Annotated in this window: 16 protein-coding genes; 6 read left to right on the top strand and 10 right to left on the bottom strand. The window is 64.6% G+C overall.

Annotated features, from left to right (window positions below; all coding sequences use genetic code 11):
* The 9 genes from BIU99_RS20165 to BIU99_RS13365 all read right to left on the bottom strand — a co-directional run.
* Nucleotides 1-233 (bottom strand): hypothetical protein (locus BIU99_RS20165; protein ID WP_217635002.1); only part of this gene is annotated, 233 nt, incomplete at its 3' end.
* 9 nt (nucleotides 234-242) lie between these two features.
* Nucleotides 243-521 carry a hypothetical protein gene (locus BIU99_RS13400; RefSeq protein ID WP_139205443.1) on the bottom strand — a complete coding sequence of 93 codons (279 nt, stop codon included), beginning with the start codon at nucleotides 519-521 and terminating at the stop codon, nucleotides 243-245.
* 171 nt (nucleotides 522-692) lie between these two features.
* Nucleotides 693-1838 (bottom strand): SGNH/GDSL hydrolase family protein, encoded by a 1146-nt coding sequence (locus BIU99_RS13395; RefSeq protein WP_071261649.1) that lies wholly within the window; start codon nucleotides 1836-1838, stop codon nucleotides 693-695.
* Nucleotides 1835-4183: a family 78 glycoside hydrolase catalytic domain gene (locus tag BIU99_RS13390; protein WP_071261647.1), complete on the bottom strand. Its 2349-nt coding sequence runs from the start codon at nucleotides 4181-4183 to the stop codon at nucleotides 1835-1837. The genes BIU99_RS13395 and BIU99_RS13390 overlap by 4 nt, the downstream gene beginning before the upstream one ends.
* A complete protein-coding gene (locus BIU99_RS13385) occupies nucleotides 4183-5157 on the bottom strand; it encodes a hypothetical protein (RefSeq protein WP_139205442.1) in 975 nt (324 codons plus the stop codon). The genes BIU99_RS13390 and BIU99_RS13385 overlap by 1 nt, the downstream gene beginning before the upstream one ends.
* 117 nt (nucleotides 5158-5274) lie before the next feature.
* Entirely contained in the window at nucleotides 5275-6714 is a 1440-nt protein-coding gene (locus BIU99_RS13380; RefSeq protein ID WP_071261643.1) for an ABC transporter substrate-binding protein, read from the bottom strand.
* 62 nt (nucleotides 6715-6776) lie between these two features.
* Nucleotides 6777-7622: a carbohydrate ABC transporter permease gene (locus BIU99_RS13375; RefSeq protein ID WP_071261856.1), complete on the bottom strand. Its 846-nt coding sequence runs from the start codon at nucleotides 7620-7622 to the stop codon at nucleotides 6777-6779.
* A 5-nt stretch (nucleotides 7623-7627) separates the two neighbouring features.
* Nucleotides 7628-8608 (bottom strand): carbohydrate ABC transporter permease, encoded by a 981-nt coding sequence (locus BIU99_RS13370; RefSeq protein WP_083397356.1) that lies wholly within the window; start codon nucleotides 8606-8608, stop codon nucleotides 7628-7630.
* Entirely contained in the window at nucleotides 8601-11432 is a 2832-nt protein-coding gene (locus BIU99_RS13365; protein WP_083397355.1) for a right-handed parallel beta-helix repeat-containing protein, read from the bottom strand. The genes BIU99_RS13370 and BIU99_RS13365 overlap by 8 nt, the downstream gene beginning before the upstream one ends.
* Before the next feature lie 159 nt (nucleotides 11433-11591).
* Here BIU99_RS13365 and BIU99_RS19440 point away from each other — a divergent pair, with 159 nt between their 5' ends.
* A complete protein-coding gene (locus BIU99_RS19440; RefSeq protein ID WP_083397354.1) occupies nucleotides 11592-12689 on the top strand; it encodes a LacI family DNA-binding transcriptional regulator in 1098 nt (365 codons plus the stop codon).
* Between the two features lie 241 nt (nucleotides 12690-12930).
* Here BIU99_RS19440 and BIU99_RS13355 read toward each other — a convergent pair whose 3' ends face one another.
* Nucleotides 12931-13614: a response regulator transcription factor gene (locus tag BIU99_RS13355; RefSeq protein ID WP_217635001.1), complete on the bottom strand. Its 684-nt coding sequence runs from the start codon at nucleotides 13612-13614 to the stop codon at nucleotides 12931-12933.
* A 116-nt stretch (nucleotides 13615-13730) separates the two neighbouring features.
* Here BIU99_RS13355 and BIU99_RS13350 point away from each other — a divergent pair, with 116 nt between their 5' ends.
* The 5 genes from BIU99_RS13350 (at nucleotide 13731) to BIU99_RS13330 (ending at nucleotide 19119) form a co-directional block, all read left to right on the top strand.
* Entirely contained in the window at nucleotides 13731-14345 is a 615-nt protein-coding gene (locus BIU99_RS13350) for a hypothetical protein (protein WP_071261639.1), read from the top strand.
* Nucleotides 14342-15385: an HlyD family secretion protein gene (locus BIU99_RS13345; RefSeq protein WP_071261638.1), complete on the top strand. Its 1044-nt coding sequence runs from the start codon at nucleotides 14342-14344 to the stop codon at nucleotides 15383-15385. Before BIU99_RS13350 ends, BIU99_RS13345 begins: the two co-directional genes overlap by 4 nt.
* Nucleotides 15382-16083: an ABC transporter ATP-binding protein gene (locus BIU99_RS13340; RefSeq protein ID WP_071261637.1), complete on the top strand. Its 702-nt coding sequence runs from the start codon at nucleotides 15382-15384 to the stop codon at nucleotides 16081-16083. Before BIU99_RS13345 ends, BIU99_RS13340 begins: the two co-directional genes overlap by 4 nt.
* Complete coding sequence (locus BIU99_RS13335) at nucleotides 16076-17263, top strand: ABC transporter permease (protein ID WP_071261636.1); 1188 nt, start codon at nucleotides 16076-16078, stop codon at nucleotides 17261-17263. Before BIU99_RS13340 ends, BIU99_RS13335 begins: the two co-directional genes overlap by 8 nt.
* 62 nt (nucleotides 17264-17325) lie before the next feature.
* The gene (locus BIU99_RS13330; RefSeq protein ID WP_139205439.1) at nucleotides 17326-19119 is read left to right on the top strand and encodes a cell wall metabolism sensor histidine kinase WalK; all 1794 of its coding nucleotides are present in this window, start codon (nucleotides 17326-17328) and stop codon (nucleotides 19117-19119) included.
* Nucleotides 19120-19166 lie beyond the last annotated feature (47 nt).

The following is a 19166-nucleotide window of genomic DNA, read 5'->3' as shown; positions in this document are numbered from 1 at the left end:
AAGAGCAGCCCCCCCCCCCCCGTTTCTATGGCCGCGCTGCGCCGGAAACTCGTGGGACGGAACACCGCGGTGCCCACGAGGTTCCCGTCGACGCGGCCTCTGCCACGCAGCGCTGCAAGCTCATGGCCTTCTGGCCGCTCGGCAAGCACCGTGGATCGCATGCCGGCGACATCGGGGGCTGACACCTCGATCTCGATGGCGACGCGGTTACGTACGGTAGCGAGGATCTTCACCGCTCGAGCCTACGAGCCGTACCCGACATCGGTGAGGTCATCGTCGTCTCCGATGGCGTGGAACGTCAGCGACGAGTAAGTCGAGCGCAGATGCCGGAGGAAGTGATCCATGTCGAGGCTGGTTGCATGAGTCCAGAACTCGGTCACCGTCGGCTGCTCCTGGTGGAGCCGTGCGAACAACGCAGAGGCAATGCCGGTGCGCTGCAGCTCCTCCGGAGTCTCGACGTGAGCCAGATACAGACCGCCCTCCACCGCGTCCGCGCGGAGCCGAGCAGCGCCGAACTGCACCAGCGCGTCGTGCGGCTCGACGTCTGGATCCGAGCCTCGCTTGTAGGTGATCTCTAGGGTCAAGGCAAAGGCTCAATCTGTTGGGGACCGTTGTTGCGGACGCTGTTCACGTCGCGGGTGACCTCGTAGTGGGTGAGGTCAAGCGCGACGGCGAATGACTCCCTGTCAAGCTCACCGCCTGTCCTCGATGACGGCCCCCAGCATGGGCTCGACGCGCGAAGCAATCAGCTGGTATCCACGCTCGTCCGGATGCAAACCGTCCGGTAGCCGACCGGCTGTGACGTCAGCGTCTCGGAAGAGCTGATCGCCTGCGATATAGCTCACATGGGCATCCGTCGCGCTACGAAGCGTAACGATGTCGGAAAGAATGCGTCGAACATCCGTCAGTGTCAGGGCACCGGGCCTCAACGGTTCCTGATTGAGGCTGATAGCGACACCGTCGACGCCCACACCTGTGGGGCCGGGAGTGTGCTCGTGGGCGGGGCAGGTGACGGGTGAAATGACGACGATGGGCGTTGCGGGGTGTCCCTCGCGAATGGTGTCGAGAAATCCATTCATGAGCGGCGCGAACATCCTTTCGTGCGCCACGCCGAGATTGACGAGATTGATACCGACCTTGACCGTGATGAGATCTGCGTCAGTGTCGCGAATTGCTCGCGCGACAAACGGGTCCAGTAGCGCGCTGCCGGCGAGGCCAAGATCTACGAGGTCGAGGTCGAGTCCCCTAGCAACCAGCGCGGGCCAGGTTCGGGTCGGTACGGATGCCTCGAGACAGTGGCTGATGGATGAACCATAGTGCACCCACCTCATCTGCTGCGAAGGGGCGGGCACGACGGGCCCGTCCGTCATAACCGTAACCAGATCGACAACGGCGGAGTGCGGCAGCCAAATCTCAACTAGCTTTGGGCCCACCCGCAGGCCCGCGAACTCCACCGTTTCAGGTTCTGCGGCCTCAAGTACTGCCCGATCCGCACCTGGCCCGATTCGCACGTGGTGCCGTCCCACCATTTGTGACGCGATCACCGACCCGTCGACGACGAGGTCGACGGCCGCACTGAAGCGCTGATCCGTGTCCAGTAGGTATAGGGTTCGCGTGACCAAGACGACGGCGATATTGCGCGCTTCGGTCATGAACCTCAGCCGCACCCCGGCCGGACACTCGACCATCGTGCGCATGAAGGCATGGGGAACCTGCTCCCACGCTGCGTGCGGCAGTCGGCGCGGTCGAAATCCATCGCGTGTGCGAACAAGGTCGAGCGCCCCGCTGAGCCCGAGGTCCGCACTGTCGGCGATGTAGTGATGCGTGAACGAGGTCATCGGAAGAGATCTCCATGATGAAGATGTAGCGTGCGTGCGAGATTTGTCACCGGCTCGGGCTCTCCTACGAACTGGATGGGCCGGTCGGACTCGGCCTGCCAACGCACCTCGTCACCTACTCTCGTCCATTCGACGCGAACTACGGCGTGTGGCGTTGGGACAGTCCCGGACGCCTGATCCAGGCCGAGGGTATTCACCTGGATAGCCCATCCACGCAGCGATTCCGCGGGCTGAAGCCCCAGGACCCTTTGCGAGATCTGCCAAGTGGGAGATCCGCTCCACGCGTGGCACCGGCTCCATCGGTCGTCGAAAACCTCCCACCATGTGGTGGCTCCCGCTTCCAGCATCCAGCCCCACCCTGTCCTCCAGATGTCGCGAAGCTCTTCACCGAACCCCGCGTCGAGAAGGACGATGCCCGCGTAGTTCAAAAAATACGGAGTTACCGCATCATCGACCCACGTCGTTGGATTCTTCAAGCGGGATGCTTCAGGCCGGAACGGAAACCCCCGACGGACGCTTCGAAGGATGGTTGTAGCGGCCTCCGAGGGCGCAATAACCCCAGCCCGTGCGGCTAAGGTCTGCGACTGGTACGGCGACCGCGAGGTCGGGAGGTGTTGGCGGACCAGATTTGTCAGGCGGTCAACTTCTTCAGTCCACTCCGCTGCCTCCTCTGCTCGGTCGAGGATGAGCAGCCACTTAACCCAGGCTTGCAGGCACATCAAGGCGTGGGCCAGAACAGCGACATCCGCGCCAGGGGCTCCAATCTCATACCCCCAGTCGACAAACCCCCACGGGAGGCTGTTCGACCCATCGTCGTGGATGGCCGATGCGACCGCGTGAGCGTTCGCGCGTGCAACATCGACCAGTTGATGGAGCAAATCGTCTGACTGTTCCATCCGAGCAATCGCGAGACATGCCGCCGTCCACTGCGCAGCGTAGGTGCCCAAGTAGATGAGCTCGCCTGGCCCGCATCCGGCGACCAGACCGTCCGAGCGTGCAGCGGAGGCCGCGTGCACGACCGCTCTACGCGCCAAGTCAGAACTTCCCCATCCCGACTGCAGAATCCCGAGCGAGGCCGTGACTACGTCACCGAGCCATTCTCCACGCTCACGCACCGAGTCCACCAGAGAGTCTTCGGCCGCCGAGCGCTGCGTCTCTATTCCCACCTGCCATATACGGTTCAGGAGAACATCCGGCGAGCTGAAAGCGCCGACGGGTTTACCGAGAAGATCTCGGTCGCGGAACCGTGCCGAGCGCACGTGAACGCTCCGCTGGCTCTCGACACGCACCTCGATGTAACGGCCGCCCAAGGTCTGCAAGGGACGGATTTCGGTTATGCCGGCGGGAACGGTGAACCGTTGCAGGAACGCCGTCGAGCCGAGTGACAGCGCGTGCACAGGTGACGGCCTCCCGTCCGGAGTGAGTCGGTCTGCATACGCGATGGTCACAATGGACTCGACTTCAGTTTCGACATCCAACTCCACCGCCCCGATACGTATGCGACCAAGGTCGTACCGATGCCACACACCGTCGGGAGTGTCGCTCCGGGACGGACTGGGGTCAGCGAGAAGAAACTGAACAGCCGGGTCGTCGAGGACGTAACCTGCGTAGGTGTCGATGTATCGGCCCGTTTCGGTCAACCGCATCACAGAGGCCCTACCGACGGGGCAGGCCGCAGCATGTGCAAGCGGGGTTCCGAGCTGCTCACGCGCAGTTGGCGACGTGCTGACGGGCTCCCACCGTGGGTCGTCTCCGCTAAGCGATCGCCAGTCCAAAACCCGCAAATCTTGATGCTCGATCCAACCGAGCAACGGGCTTACTCGTCGCCCCGTCGCCGGGTACGCATCAGCGAGGGACATTCCGACCCACTGGATAGGCAGGCGGTGATCCTGGGCGCTCACCAGCTCTGCCCATACGAAAGGAGCTACCGGTGGCGTCGTCCTCGTCATGAGGCCCTCGGCGTGCGCCTCAAAGTGCAGGACGTGCTCTCCAGGGGCGAGGTCGATTGTCACCGCGGTGAACTCTGGCACCGCAGGGACATAGCGAACAGGTCCGTGTGCAACGAGTTCGTCGTCGACCCACATGCGGAACACCGACACCGCCTGGAAACGCAACGTATACATTCCACCGTTCAGGATCTCAACCTGCCCGCGGAAGCCGGCATGGTGGTCGACGTCTTGGGCATCGTTGTTCAACCAGAACAGCGTCGAGAGTGCGCTCTCATCTCGGTCGAGATACAGCGTTGCGGCCGGGCGACCATACGTCCCGGGGGCGGTGACGATGTCGGCCGGATCGTTCGCCGCGAGCTCCAACCCTCGCGGGACATCTTCGTTATCCCTCACCATCAGACGGGAGGCTCGAGAGGGAGGTCGAGGTATGCGACGCCGATGTCTCGGCCGCCATGCTCGATGGTGTCGTTGAGGGCTCCGTCGAAGTAAACGGCTAGACGGTCGCCGATGGGGAGCACGCTAGGCAGTCCGACGATACGGGGCGTCCACTCGGCGTTCTGGGCGTCGACAACAACGGCCTTTCGCTCGGCATCGAACTTCGTCGGATCAGCCGACCAGTAGACCAGGATTGAATCGGTGAACTCCGAGGTATTCTGTGGCGGCACAGGGTCCCAACCACTTTCGTCGCCGATGTGATTGGTAAAGAGGAACCACAGGCCGTTCGCCGGTTCGTAGTAGAGCGAAGAATTCTCGATCTGCTCGTCCAAAGGCAGAAGCGGTTCAGGATCGACTTGCCATGTGCTGTCCAGGTCCCGGGTGCGGGCCACCCCGAGGGTGCGCAAGATACGACCGTCCTGGGCCGTGGTCGCCGCGCTGAACAGCATGATGAATTCCCCGTCGTACCGTACGACACACCCCGGACTGGCCGTGTCGGAATACCAAGATCCCGCCTCAGCCACAAAGGGGACAATATCCGGACGTTTCCGCCATGGACCAGCAGGGTGCGACGCTTCGGCTTTCATCGTCATGTAAGGAAAGCTTGGCGTTTTCAGCTCGTCGTTGGTGACGTTTGGCGTTCCGAGATAGAACATATGCCAACGATCTCCGTCGTAGAACGTTGTGCCGTAACTTGCGGACGCAGAATCCTGCGAATCCACAGATCCGAGTTGCAAAATGGGACCGTGCTTGGTCCAATGCACCCCGTCGACGCTGGTCGCGAGGGCTGAGAGCCAACCATCAGCACCAGCCGCGTCGTAGTGCATAAAAAACAGACCGTCGTGCTCAAACACCCACACGTCGCGGGCGTTGTGCTGATCACCAAACTCCGGTTCGCCGTGTGTGAGAACAGGGACGCTGTCGTACGCGTCCATCCTGGCGATGGTATGAACTGTCATGTGAGGCCTTCCAAGACGACAATGGATTGGGTTGAGGTCACCCCAGCCAGCCCGGGTGGGTGAACCAAAGCCGAGCTGACCGGGGTGCCGCTATTACTGGGCCCAGTCCTCAGTCCAGTTCGCCTGAGCTGCCTGCTCCCGGGCCCACTCAGTCGAGCTGGATTGGATCTGCTTGAGAGAGCTCTTCGCGTCGCCGGACCCGATGAGGTAGCCCTCAAATATGTTCTGCCCCGCCTCCGCCGCCGGAAACTGGAACAGTCCCCCCGCTTGTCCGGATAGCGGTAGCTGTGCCCAGGATCCCTGCGTCAGTGCGGCGAGCGACGAGGGGTCCTCGACGTCGACAAGCGCAGAGATGCTACTGGTGGCGTCGAGCCAGTCTTTGACCTTGGGACTCGAGACGTACTGGAGGAAGGTGATGGCCGCGTCTCGCTTCGCACCCTGGACGTAGGCCGGGATCATGTAGGCCGTGCCACCGTTGTTGACTCCGAACTGAGCGTCGGACCCGCTCGCGAATGTGGAGTCAGTCTTCTCGACTGTCGGGAATGGCAATGTGCCCCAGGTGAAGTCGACGTCGCCTAGGCCGGCGCCGGAGAAGTTGGTACCCCACGCCATGGCGGCCTGGCCGCCGGCGAATTCCGTTCCCCCAGACAACGACCCTTGCGCGGGCACACCGGACCAGTTCTCCGTGCCGCACTCGTCGACGAAGGTCTTGAGAAGCCCGAGCGTGTCCTGGAACGCGGGACCGGTCATGTCCACTTCACCAGTGAGGAGCGCGTGGGCCAGGCTCTTGACCGTGACCGGCATGGACTCACCAGCCTCACCATTTGCGTCGAACTGGTTGAGGTCTTCGTACTCGCTCTGCAGCAACATCGAACCGAGTGCGACCACCGTCCACGCCGGGTACAGGCCGGAATTATCCAAGCCGACGGGCGAGTACCCCGCTTCGCGCAAATCTCCACAGGCGTCAATAAAGCCCGAGAACGTCGCGAGGTCTTCGAGTTCCACTCCGGCGCTCTTCAGCGCGTCCTGGTTGTAATACAGCCCGGCTGCGACGAGGTTGAAAGGAATGGCCTCGTACTCTCCATCGGCATTGGTACCGAGCTTGTTGGGGCCGCCGAAGTAGTCACCTTTGAAATCTTCGATCCATGGCCGACTGGTCTGAGAGAAGGGGTTCGGTTCGGCGAGCTGGTCGCTCAACGATGCCACCTGGTCGGGTTGGTGCGGGGTTTGCGCGAAAATCAGCTCGGGAGCCGTGCCCGCCGTCAACTGAGCGGACGACGTCTGGGCCCAGGAAGACAACGGCAGCACGGTCGTCTTCACCTCGATGTCAGGGTTGTCAGCCTCGAATGCCGCGATGAGATCGTCCCAGGCGCTACCGAATGAGTCGGTGTCGCTCGTGAACTGGTTCGGGCCGGCGAGGGTGATGGTCGTCTTATCTGAGGCGGACCCGCCGGCGCAGCCGACGAGCGTCGAGATAGCTATTCCTGAGATTGCGGCACCCGCGACGATGCGGGAGCGGCTGCGTGACTGCATGAGTTGGCCTTTCGAATGTGGTGCGCCAGCGGAATGCGGGCGTCGATGGTAGAAGCTTGAACTCAGTGTGAGCCCGGCATACCTCCTTGTACCCCCGCCAGGAAGTACTTGGAGAGGAAGCCGAATAGGATAACGAGCGGAAGACTGGCGATGAAATACCCCGCCATGAGAGGACCGACATCAGTGGCGTTCTGTCCCTGAAAAAACTGCAATCCGACAGATACCGTCCGGAGGCTGTCATCGCTGAGCACCAGCAACGGCCAGAAGAAGTCGTTCCATACGGTTGTAACTGTCATCAACGCAATGGTTCCCAGCACTGGACGCGAGAGCGGCAACATAATTGAGATGTACATGCGGAAGTCCGTGGCTCCGTCGACTCGCGCCGCGTCAAAGATCGATTGTGGCACTCCTTCAACAAAGTTCCGGAACAGAACCGTGCCGAGCACGACTCCGCCCGTTACGTAGGGGATAACAAGAACCGTGTAGGTGTTCAGCAGCCCAAGATCGCGCATCATGACAAAGAGCGGAATGAGATTTGCGATGCCAGGAATCATCATCATCAACAGCACGAGACCGTAGATGAAGTTCCGGCCGCGGAACCGGTAGCGGGCAAGCACAAAACCCGCGATCGAAGAAACAATGAGAACAAGAACTATCGTGATGGCCGCAATAAAGATCGTGTTCCACAGATAGGGCGCAACCTGGTTCCAGGCGCGTCCGTAATTCTCGAAGTGCAACGGCAGCTCGATGCCCCAGAAGCTCGACGCAAACTGCTCGTTCGTCTTGAACGACGTCACCACCATGAGGACATACGGCAGCAAGCTGATAGTGATCAACAGAATTAGCGCCGCCTTGACCCCGATCTGCCGACCGGAACGGTCACGGACGCTCGGTCGCTTTTCAAGCATCGTAGTCACATTGACCCCCCGTCTGTGTGCGCGCTCTCGCGTCGACCGGAGAAGACGACCACTGAGCTGAGCACGAGCGTGATGAGAAACAGCGTGGTAGAAAGCGCTGCGGCGTAGCCCCAATCGGATCCCGCGAACGCGACGTTGATCATGCGCAGAACAGGAACCATCGTGGCGTTGTCCGGACCGCCTGACGTGAGCACATAGGCGACGAAGCCGTACTGGAGGGCAGCTACTACGGCGAGGAAGAGCAGCAGACGAACTTGACTTGCCATCAGGGGAAGGTCGATAGACCAGAATCTGCGCAGCCTCCCTGCCCCGTCGAGCTGCGCTGCTTCGAGAACCGCCGGAGGGATGTTCTGGAGACTTGCGTAGAAGATGAGGAACGGTAAGCCGGCAATGAACGGAAAACCGACGAAGAGGAGCGCCAGCAGGGCGGTGTCTGGCATGCCCGTCCAGTTGTGAGCGAGGTCGCCGAGCCCAATCGCTTCGAGGAAACGGTTGATGACCCCCTGGTTTGGTTCGTAGAGGAACCCCCAGATGAGCGCCGTCACGACGCCGGGAAACGCCATCGGCAGGATGAGAAGGGTCCGCGTCACGAACTGCCATCTGGGACTACGGAGTGTGATCAGCAGCTCGGCGGCGAGTAAAGGGAGGACCCAGGCCAGGATCCCAAAAAGGAAGATGACGCCGAGATTGCGGAATGAAGTCCACCAGATCTCGTCGTTGAACATCGCGAGATAGTGCTCAACGCCGGTGAAGAACGACTGCGACGCTGGATTCCAGTCGAAGAACGACCAGAACACACCGGACGCCGCAGGGTAGTACGCGAAGAGACCGATGATGACCAGTAGAGGTACGAGCGCGAGGTAGATCGCGGCCCGAGCACGCTTGGGGCGGGGCAGTGGCGGCGCGGTGGTCCGTTGCCGGCCGGCCGGGGGCTTGTCTGCGGCCGGTAGCGGTGTCGATGTGAGTGTTTCAGCCATGTGTTTCTCCCTGCTTGAGATCGGGGAGGCGCCCGGTATTAGCGGTGCTTGCTGCATCACCGACGCCGGCGGTGGACACCTCGAGCAAGGTCGGTGTGTCCAGTAATGCGGTGTAGTCCGCCGAGGCGAGACCGCGGAAGGTGATGACGTGCTCGGTAGCCGTGGCCGTGAAGATCGGGGTGCGGTACGAGGCCCAGGCGGAACTCTGCGGCACGATTACGCCGATGGGGACCCCATCGATCAACACCTCGATCTGCTGGCTCTCCGAGCCTCGTTGAGCAGCTTGAACTTCGATGGCGTACGAAGCCCCGACCTCGAAACCAGATGTTGTCTGCTGGAATGAGCCCCCCCTCTGCACGAAGGCGACCTGCGCGCCGTCGGGTGCATTCGGCTGACCGAACCCCGATCCGTTGGACGCCGTTCCGCTGCCGTTGCCGTTCTCCACCGGACTGTAACTCCAGGGCGAGCCCGTTACCGCGTAGTTGATCCCGCTGGCCGCCGGCGTTTCAAAGCTACTGTCCGCAAACTGCGCCGTCGCGGTCTCGGCCTGGTAAGTGATCCGGACATCGTCGACGAAGGCGGTCCTGTCCGCTGCGACTGTGCCGCGCAGTGTCAAAAGGTGACTGCCACTCGTGATTGCGGGCAGCGCAACGCTATGAGCGACAAATTGTGGATCCGATGCGGGGATAGTCGCAATGACCTCCTCATCCCACAGGACCTCCACGCTCTGACCGGCCTCCGCGCCTCGGCTAGCGACATCGAGTTCGACGGAGTAGTCCACACCTGGCCGGAGATCGGCAATCGATTGGGCCATTGATCCCTGACCCTGGATGAAGCCAGCCTGGCTGCCTTCGGGGGAAGAGAGATTTCCGAATGGGCCGTTGTTGCGTACGATGCCGGCACCAGCCCCATTGTCGAAGTCGGAGATGAATGACCACGCATCGTTTCGCGGTGAGTACTCGAATCCTCCCGTGACGGGTGCCTCAAAGGAACCGGCACGAACGACGCCGTCGGGGCTGTCGGTGGGCGTTGCGACATACATGATGGACGGCACCCAACTCGTCCATTCAGTCCCGTCGGAAGCGCCCGTTATGGCGAAGGCGAGAGTATCGCCTTCATTGACCGAGATATCGGCATCGACCGACAGTCCCTCTGTGTTGTTGCCGCTAATGGACTCGCTGCGGATAGGGGTTCCGTTGAGCAAGACTGTCGCCGTCGCACTGCCGCCACCCGCCTCAGTCTTGAATGCGAGACTGCGGAGCGAGATGTCACCAGAAGCGGGAGCCGTCCAGACGCGAGCGGTGCCGGGCGTCTGCTCGAAGGCTGAGATCTGACGTTGCGCGCCATCGCCCCAGACTCCCTCAATGTGGGCATTGGCGGTATATCCCGCGGCGTCCCACGTCAGGACGTCTTGGGCATCGATTCCCACTCGATAGGACCAGGGGTCGCCCGCGATGCCATCGCCGAAGTGATCTGCAGCGTAGAAGGGCACCGTCCCCGTCGCTGCGGTGGTGTTCTTCGTGTTGTTGCCAATGAGTGGAGCGAAATCCGCTTCCGGGTAGACGAATCGGCTGTCAGCGCTGAGGTTGTTCGCGATGGTGCCAGTGAAGGGGGCATTTCCAAGCCGATATAGGGAGCCGCCTCCATTGCCGTAGAAGCTGTTCCCCTCGATACGGTGGTTGGTGTTGTAGTCCGCGATCTGCGGTCGGAGGGAGAGAAACTCGACACCAGGTCCCGCATTGCGGGCGATGAGATTGTTGCGGAGCGTGACATCGTTCACGTACAACTCGTTGTCGATTGCTGTTTGGTCGTTCGATCCAGTGTTGGGCGTATCGGACAGGACATTGTTTTTGAAGGTCACGTCGTCTACAGAGACCAGAATGAATCCAGCTGTGCCAGTCGGCACATAGCACGCTCCAAGACTCTCGAAGCGAGAATTCATCACCGTCAGCCCGGTTACTGCGTCGAACCGCATGCCCTCGTTGCACTGCTGCGCGTATCCGGCGCCGTTGCCGTCGTAGGCGTGGACGTTGTTGACCGTAACATCGCGAACAAGGTGCGGCGCCGCGGGCCCAGGTGAGTTGGGTTCTCCGACTCGACCGTCACACATGTCGACGTTGATCACGTTGAGGTTGTCGTGGCCGACGATTCGCTCGAACGTCACTCCGGAGACGAAGTAGGAATCACTTGGCACGTCCTCGTAGTAGTCGCCGGTGACACCTGCTCCGGCAGACTGCCAAAGATCAAGATCGTTGGACTTGCAGAAAAAGTCGGCAGGACCGCCCGGGATGGTGGAGACGAAGAGTCCGGCGATGTGGTGGACGTATAGATCCTCGAAGACGATGGAGGAGTTTCCAGTTACCGGTCCGGGGAAGTCGCCACGGTACTGTGCGAGAGCCCCCGCTCCCGCGTGGCTGAGTTCAAGGTCGCGAACCGTCACATAACTGGGGTTCTGAAGGAGGACGAGGGCCCTTCCCTCCTCCTGTTCTCCGTCGAGATGGGGCGCAGCGCCTTCGCCGTAGGCGCCGATGAGGATGCGGGCGTTCGCGGTCCCCTGACCACTGACCGTGAGGAACTCTCCGGCGTAGGTCGATCCGCGCGCGATGAGAAGTTGATCACCGGGCGAGTAGGTGCGACTCGCTGCGTCGAGCGAGCACCACGGTGAGTCAGCGCTCACACCATCTCCAGCGTCGTCGCAAGTCGCCGAAGAGCTGTTGACGTAGTACACAACCGGTTCGGCAGCAGCCGGTGATGCCGGGGTAATCGCCAAGGCCAATAGAAAAGCTGTCCCGATACTCAGGGCTCGAGTCAGGTATCGGTGCATGGCGGCTCCTCAGTGAGTCATTACGTGAGGGCTCTGGCGGATGCGTAGCCCCGCAGTCTGTAACGTTACAGATTCTGCTGACAGCGACAATATAGTGAGTGTGGGTGGCAAAGCAAGCCCGAATCTGCAACCATTCAGGGAGGGAAACGGGAGGATCGCGTGAACCGTCAACCGCGTCTGCGAGACGTCGCTGAAGTAGCAGGCGTGTCCGTCTCGCTGGTGTCGAGCTACATCAATCGCCCCGACAGTGTCGGCAGCAAAAGCGCGACAAAGATCTCCTCCGCTATCGAACAGCTGGGCTTCATACCGAATCAGACCGCACGTCAGTTGCGGTCTGGCATGAGCAAGATGCTCGCTTTCATCGCATTCGACGTCAGCGATCCGTTCTTTGCCTCGGTGGCCCGCGGTGCCCAGAATCGTGCACGCGAAGCAGGGCTTAGTCTCGTGCTCGCCGACACCAACGGTGATGCGGACTCGGAGAACGACTACGTGTCCCTGTTCGAGGAACACCGGGTACGCGGCGTCATACTTGCGCCCGTGAACGCGATCAATAGTCAGGTAGGTCGCCTCACGGCTCGTGGGATCCCCACTGTGCTCATCGACCAGGATGAATCATCGGATCTGTGGTCGAGCGTGGGTGTAGACAACGCCGCAGGCGGACGCCTCGCGGTCGAACATCTGCTCAGTCAGGGGTGCAGGCGAATCGCAGTCGTCGGAGGTACGGTCGACATCCCGCAGGTGGCTCTGCGACGCAAGGGAGCCTCAACGGCCGCGGCCAATACACCGGACTGTGCCCTCGTCGTTGTCGATTCCGTCCGCCGCGACGCTTCAGCGGGCCGAGAAGCAGTCGCTCGTCTCCTCGCCTCAGGAATGCCCGTCGACGGTATCTTCGCCGTCAACGACTCCATCGCCGCCGGAGTATTGGAAGCCCTCGCGGAGACAGACCTACGAGTCCCCGAGGATGTCGCGGTGGTCGGTTACAACGACATGGCCGCCGACATTCTCGGGATCTCCAAGCTGTCGTCGGTGCATCACCCCCACGAAGAATTCGGCACAGCTGCAGTGGAACTCGTTCTCGAGCAATTCGAGGCGGCCGCGATACCACGCCAGATACGGTTCACACCCCAGCTCGTGGAACGTGAGAGCTCGCGTCGACTGGGAGCTACGAAAGACCACCGGACACCAGCAACCGCCGCGGCTCTACCCACGCTTGAGACCGCAAGAAACCCCGCGCCGCATCCACTACGAGATCGATAGAAGCCACCCTGTCGACCACCTGCAGCCCTCAGAGTGCCGATTTCCTATAGCGCTCTTGCATGCGGCCAACCGACCGGCCAGGCTTGCCGGAGTACAGCGGCGGAGTGGGGATCGTGACCTTCGGCAGTCATCGCCCGCTAGCTGCCCGCGGGGCTTTCCTGGGCCACCAGTGAGACTGTCCCCGATATGACACTGGGAAATATTGCCTTAAGAATCGCTTCCGCCGGCGTCCGTTCCTCGCTCAGCCTGCGTGGAAGGTGTACCCGACCCCGTAGACGGTGACGAGGCGGGTGGGCTGCTGCGGGTCGGACTCGATCTTGGCCCGGAGGTTCTTCACGTGGGTGTCGATGGTGCGGCCTCCGATCCAGCGGTCGGTCCCGTGGAGACGATCGAGCAGACGGGCGCGGCTGAGGACGATGCCGGGATGCAGGGCGAACTCCTCGAGGAGGTCGAACTCGGCACGCGTGAGGTCGAGCAGCCGATCCGCGAGGGTGGCTCGATGCCGGTCCGGGTCGATCTCGAGGTCTCCAGCGATGATGACCGTCGAGGCCGGCACCGTGCGGCGGGCTCGTCGTAACAGTGCTCGGACCCGGGCGACGAGTTCGCGGGGGCTGTAGGGCTTCGCGAGGTAGTCGTCGGCACCGAGTTCGAGCCCGAGTAGCAGGTCGTTCTCGGTGGAGCGTGCGGTGAGGAGCAGGATCGGGAAGTCGAACTGCTCCTCGCGAAGCGTGCGGCAGACCGTGAGGCCGTCGGCCCCGGGGAGCATGACGTCGAGGACGAGCAGGTCGGGCGCGGAGCGACGCACCTCGGAGAGCGCTTCGGCACCGTCGGCCAGGACGGTCACGTCGTGCCCCTCCCGTTCGAGGTAGCGGCGGACGAGCTCCGACTGCAGGGCATCGTCCTCGACGATCAAGACTCTGGTCACGATCCGATCCTAGGCACGGGCTCGGCGCGCGGTCGGGCTCCGGACCGATCGCTCACAAGTCCTTCACATCCTTCGGCGAGCGTGGGTCACAGCCGCTCACCACACGAGGAGGAACCGTGACACGCATCATGCACCGATCCCTGACCGCCGCCGCGGGCGCCCTGACGCTCCTGGCGGCACTCACCGCTTGCGCCGCACCCTCTGCCGATCGGGGAACCGACGGAGGCATCGCGACGTTGGAGACCGCTGCTCCGACGCCGACCGACGCCACCGACCCACTCGTCGCGAAGTACGGCGAGCCCGTGCGTCTGCGTCTCGACATGTCGGATAAGGAGGAGGCCGACGCGTGGAAGCCACGGGATCGCTGTCTCGCGGACCACACCTCCGCAGAGCAGGGCACTCCTGGGAACGACGGCGGAGACGACGTCAGTGCAAATGCCGGCGGGGACCCGGCGAAGGCTGCCGAGGCCGAGGCGCTCTGCCAGCGCGTGGCACCCTTGCCGCCGTGGGAGCTCGACGCTCAGAACCCGGATGCCCTGCGGTTCGCGCAGCGCGTGGTGGACTGCCTGCACGAACGCGGTGTCCGCGAGGTCGAGATCACCGAGCCGGATGCGTTCGGCCAGATCAACCTCGCCTTCGGTGGCGAGGCCAACGACGCCACCTCGATCTCACTGGGGATGCAGTACGTGGACGCCTGCATGGTGTCCGCATCGGATGGGAGCGCCGAATGACCCGGTCGCGTCGCCGCACCGCGCTCGTCGGATCGCTCGCGCTCTGTGCCGTCCTCGCGGCGGGGGCCGGAGGAGCCGCCCTGCTCCTCCGGCCCGTGGCCGACGCAGCCCCGGTCGAGCACACCGCCGCACCGGCCACCGCGGTCGTCGAGCGGGGTGAGCTCGTCCAGACCGCTCGCCTCGACGGCACCGTCGGCTTCGGTGCCGCGGTACCCGTGACGACGAAAGCCGACGGCATCATCACCGGGTTGCCCGACGTCGGCGCGACACTCGATCGGGGATCCGTGGCACTGCGCGCGAACGAGCGACCGGTGCCGGTGCTGATCGGAGCGCTTCCGCTCTATCGGGCGATCGACGGCTCGGGGATGGAGGGAGCGGATGTGAGCATGGTCGCGTCGAACCTGATGGACCTCGGACATCTCAGCCGGAGTGATCCGGAGACCTTCGAGACCGGGTGGGACTTCACGGAGGCCGTCAGGGACTGGCAGGAATCGCTCGGTCTGGAGTGCACCGGCACGCTGGCCCCCGCCGACGTGGTCGTCTTGAGCGCGCCGAGTCGCATCGCCGCAGTGACGGCACGCCTCGGCGACGCGGCGGGCGGTCAGCCGTTCTCGGTCACGCCCACGACACGCGTCGTCGATGCGTCGGTCCCGGCGCAGGACGCGGGGGTCATCGGGGCCGGCGCGAAAGCGACGATCGAACTGCCCGACGGGCGCGCCGTCGGCGGGTCCATCGTCACGGTGACCACGACCGGAGAAGGAGCCGACGCGAAGGTCCGCGCGCTCGTCGCGATCGACGATCAGGCTGCACTAGCGGGCGTCGACGCTGCCGCCGTGACCGTTCGGGTCGTCACGAGATCCGTGCCGGACGTGCTGATCGTGCCCATCGCCGCACTCGTGGCGCTCGCCGAAGGCGGCTACGCGCTGCAGGACGACCGCGGCCGTCTCCATGGTGTCGAGATCGGCCTCATCGCAGACGACCGGGTCGAGGTCAGCGGTGCAGGGATCGACGCCGGCATGACGGTGGTGTCGGCACGATGACGACGCCGGCACTCGAGCTCGAGCACGTCAGCCGCGTCCACCCCGGCGGAGTCGCTGCACTCGACGACGTCTCGTTGCAGGTCGACCCGGGTGAACTCACCGCGATCGTCGGACGCTCCGGCGCCGGCAAGTCGACGTTGCTCAACGTCCTCGGCACCCTCGACCGTCCCACGGCCGGCGTGGTCCGCATCGGCGGCACCGACACCCGTGACCTCTCGGATCGCGCGCTGTCCACCTTGCGCGGGAGCTCGATCGGGTTCGTCTTCCAGGGCTTCCATCTGACCGACGGCGTGACCGCAGAACAGAACGTCGCGATGGCGCTGCTCTACAGCGGCGTTCCCAGGCGGGAGCGCCGTGACCTCGCCCGCGCGGCACTCGAGCGCGTGGGACTCGAGCACCGCATCGGGCACGCGGCGCAGGACCTCTCCGGCGGTGAACGACAGCGGGTCGCCATCGCCCGGGCGATCGTGACCGACCCGCTCGTCGTCCTCGCCGACGAACCCACCGGCGCCCTCGACACGGCGAACGGCGAACGCGTGCTCAGCCTCCTCGAGCGACTGCACGACGAGGGCACCACCGTCGTCGTCATCACCCATGACGTCGAGCTCGCCGCACGACTGCCACGACGCATCGAGCTGCGGGACGGCCGCATCATCACCGACACCCGGACCGGCTCCAGGGCGGTGCCGCATGCGTGAGCGTCGCAGACGTCTCGACCCCCGGGATCTGCTCGCCGTCGGCACGGTCGGGCTTCGCACCCGACCGCTTCGCGCCGTGCTCTCGACCATCGGGATCGCCATCGGCATCGCGACACTGGTGACCGTCACCGCCGTGCCCGCGTCCTCCCAGGCCGCGCTCGATCAACAGCTCACGGCGCTCGGAGCGGACCTGCTGCGAGCCGACCCTCGCGCAGGCGCAGACGGAACCCCCGTGCCGCTTCCGGCCGAGGCACTCGGCATGCTGCAGCGCATCGGAACCGTGAAGGATGCCGCGACGGTCGGCAACGCCCACGCCCCCGTCCGCAGCAACCAGCTCCGCGGATACCCGGAGACCGGGCTGACCACACTCGCCGTCCGCGGTGATCTTCGCGAGGTGCTGCGAACGGACGTGACCTCCGGTCGCTGGCTCGACGGGAGCGACCTGCCGACGGCCGTGCTCGGCATCGACGCCGCTGATCGGCTCGGCCTGTCGCAGCTCCCCGATCGGCCGGTCACGATCGACGTCGACGGCGTCGCGTTCACCGTGATCGGCGTGCTCGCACCGACGCCGCTCTCCGCCGACGTGCAGTCGGCGGTCCTCGTCGACGATGCTGCCGCGCGGCGCTGGCTGAGCTTCGACGGCGCACCGACGGTCGCCTACGTCACGGGTGTCGAGGCGTCGATCGACGCCTTACGACCAGTCGTCGCCGCAACCCTCTCCCCGGGGGCGAGCGGACTCGTGCAGGTGAGCCAGCCCTCGGCCGTGCTCGCCGCGAAGGCTGCTGCCCGATCCAGCTTCGATGGACTCTTCCTCGCGCTCGCCGCAGTCGCACTCGTGATCGGAGGCATCGGCATCGCGAACACGATGTTCGTCTCCGTGCTCGAGCGTCGCCGGGAGATCGGATTGCGACGAGCGCTCGGCGCCCACCGCGGTCAGATCCAGGCGCAGTTCCTCGTGGAAGCGATCCTGATCTGCGCCCTGGGCGGCGCATCCGGAGTCGTGCTCGGTCTCCTCGGAACCGCGGCCTGGAGCGGTCTGCAGGGCTGGCCGCTGGTCGTTCCGGTGGAGACGATCCTGTCCGGCATGAGCGCCGCGCTGGTGACGGGCGCCGTCGCCGGACTCGCGCCGTCCATCCGCGCCGCCCGCCAATCACCGACCGCGGCGCTCGCCGCGACCTGAGCGGGTCCGACGGTGCGCGGATGCGGGCCGGGACGGAAAGTGATGAGAGCATGGCCGACGACATGAGCAACAGCAGAAGAGCGGGCACCGCTGGGCCCCGACGCGTGCCGCGGCTGCTCGCGCGCTATCTCGCGGCTGGACTGCTGCTCGTGCTGGCCTCCGCAGGCGGTACTGTCTGGCTGGCCCAGACCTCGGAGTACCGGTACGACGAGCAGGCGTCCGGCGTCGATCTCGTTCGAGACGAGCAGGTGCTGGATGCACTCAGGACGTGGGCCGGACACCACGACGACTGGAGCGACGTCGGGTCCACGCTGCTGCTGCTCAGCCAGGAGACCGGGCGTCGCATCGCCGTGGTCGACGGTGCCGGAACGGTGACCGCCGACACGGCGCCCGAGCTGCCCCGTCCGGCGGCCTCCACCCGATTGCTCGACCCGCTCGAACCCCTCGGTGACCCGGTGACATCCGAACTGCGTCTGCCCGACGGCATCAGCGGGCCGTTCTCGCTCGACGATGCGCAACGTGACCAGCTCACCGCGCAGGCCGCCGCGGTGGTGGAGTGCCTGGGCGATGCGGTCGTCGACACCGGCCTGTGGGGGAGCGGCCGCCCCGTGGTCAACGGATACGACGATGCCCCGGACTGTGGCCGTGCCGCCTTGAACACACCGCTGCCGAGCGAGCGGGTCGCCCTCGACGAACTCCGCGATCGCACGAACGCCTGCCTGCTCGCCGCGAACGCACCGCTGGTCACCGACGTCGAACTCGATCTGTCTCCGTCGAGCGCCCCTGCGCAGCTCGCGTTGCGCACCGTCCCGACCGGCGACGACGCGGCTGACGGGTGCCTGCTGCAGGCGCGCATCGACCAGGCCCGGGCGACGACGGCGCCTGCCGTGAACGTGGTGCTCACCGACCAGCGAGGTGACGCGCAGGGCCCGCTCGACGCGAGTCCTGGATCGATCGCCCGCGTGGGCGTGTTCGTCGTGGTGCTGCTCGCACTCCTCTCGGTGGCCGCGGCGCTCATCGTCGTGCCGACCCTCCGGAGCGCGCGCCGACTCGAGACCGCGGTCGATCGCTTCAGCGCGGGCGATCGCGAGGCCCGCGCGGCGTTGCCCGCTCGCGACGACCTCTCCGGCGTCGGCGCCGCGTTCGACCGCATGTCCGGTGAGATCGCTGGACACGAAGCGTCACGGCGACGGCTACTCGGCGACATCGCCCACGAACTGCGCAGCCCGCTCACGAACATCCGCGGATGGGTCGAGGCGGCTGACGACGGTCTCGGTCTCGACGATGCGGCACTCCGCCGGCTCGTGCTCGACGAGGCCGGGCGGATGGAGCGGATCACCGGGGACCTGCAGCTCCTCGCGCTCGCGGAGGCCGGCGACCTCGTGCTGGAGCGCAGGGCGTGCGACGCGGCGGTGATCGTGCGAGAGCTCGGCGAAGCGTACCGAGCGCAGGCGGCGAGCACGGACATCGCGCTGCACGTCGAGCTCTCGGGGCCGTTGCCGCTCGAGACCGATCCTGCCCGATTGCGGCAGATCCTCGACAATCTGCTCTCGAACGCTCTGCGCCACACGCCGCCGGGCGGTCGTGTCGACCTCGAAGCGGTGACCACTGACGACCTGGTGCGGATCGCGGTCGTCGACACCGGCGAGGGCATCGCCCCGGCAGACCTACCGCGGGTCTTCGACCGGCTCTGGCGCGGCGAGCCGTCTCGGGTCCGCGCCGGGCAGAGCACCGGCCTCGGTCTCTCGATCGCCCGCGGCCTCGCTGAGGCGTTGGGCGGCACGCTCAACGCACAGAGCACCCTCGGCAAGGGCAGTCGCTTCGAACTTGCTCTGCCTGCGCAGGACCGAGAGTAATGGGACCAATCAGTATTCAGTTCCACCGACCGCAATGCCGAACTGAC

Origin of the sequence: Plantibacter sp. MMLR14_011 (assembly GCF_001865025.1) — a bacterium.
Classification (GTDB): domain Bacteria; phylum Actinomycetota; class Actinomycetes; order Actinomycetales; family Microbacteriaceae; genus Plantibacter; species Plantibacter flavus_A.
This window is presented reverse-complemented; position numbering and strand designations above follow the sequence as displayed.

Bases quoted from the DNA above. Each gene is read 5' to 3' on its own strand.
- BIU99_RS13385 (WP_139205442.1), bottom strand. From the start codon at position 5,157: ATGGACGCGTACGACAGCGTCCCTGTTCTCACACACGGCGAACCGGAG.
- BIU99_RS13390 (WP_071261647.1), bottom strand. From the start codon at position 4,183: ATGGTGAGGGATAACGAAGATGTCCCGCGAGGGTTGGAGCTCGCGGCG.
- BIU99_RS13335 (WP_071261636.1), top strand. From the start codon at position 16,076: ATGCGTGAGCGTCGCAGACGTCTCGACCCCCGGGATCTGCTCGCCGTC.
- BIU99_RS13330 (WP_139205439.1), top strand. From the start codon at position 17,326: ATGAGCAACAGCAGAAGAGCGGGCACCGCTGGGCCCCGACGCGTGCCG.
- BIU99_RS13345 (WP_071261638.1), top strand. From the start codon at position 14,342: ATGACCCGGTCGCGTCGCCGCACCGCGCTCGTCGGATCGCTCGCGCTC.
- BIU99_RS13370 (WP_083397356.1), bottom strand. From the start codon at position 8,608: ATGGCTGAAACACTCACATCGACACCGCTACCGGCCGCAGACAAGCCC.
- BIU99_RS13340 (WP_071261637.1), top strand. From the start codon at position 15,382: ATGACGACGCCGGCACTCGAGCTCGAGCACGTCAGCCGCGTCCACCCC.
- BIU99_RS13365 (WP_083397355.1), bottom strand. From the start codon at position 11,432: ATGCACCGATACCTGACTCGAGCCCTGAGTATCGGGACAGCTTTTCTA.
- BIU99_RS13395 (WP_071261649.1), bottom strand. From the start codon at position 1,838: ATGACCTCGTTCACGCATCACTACATCGCCGACAGTGCGGACCTCGGG.
- BIU99_RS13375 (WP_071261856.1), bottom strand. From the start codon at position 7,622: ATGCTTGAAAAGCGACCGAGCGTCCGTGACCGTTCCGGTCGGCAGATC.
- BIU99_RS13380 (WP_071261643.1), bottom strand. From the start codon at position 6,714: ATGCAGTCACGCAGCCGCTCCCGCATCGTCGCGGGTGCCGCAATCTCA.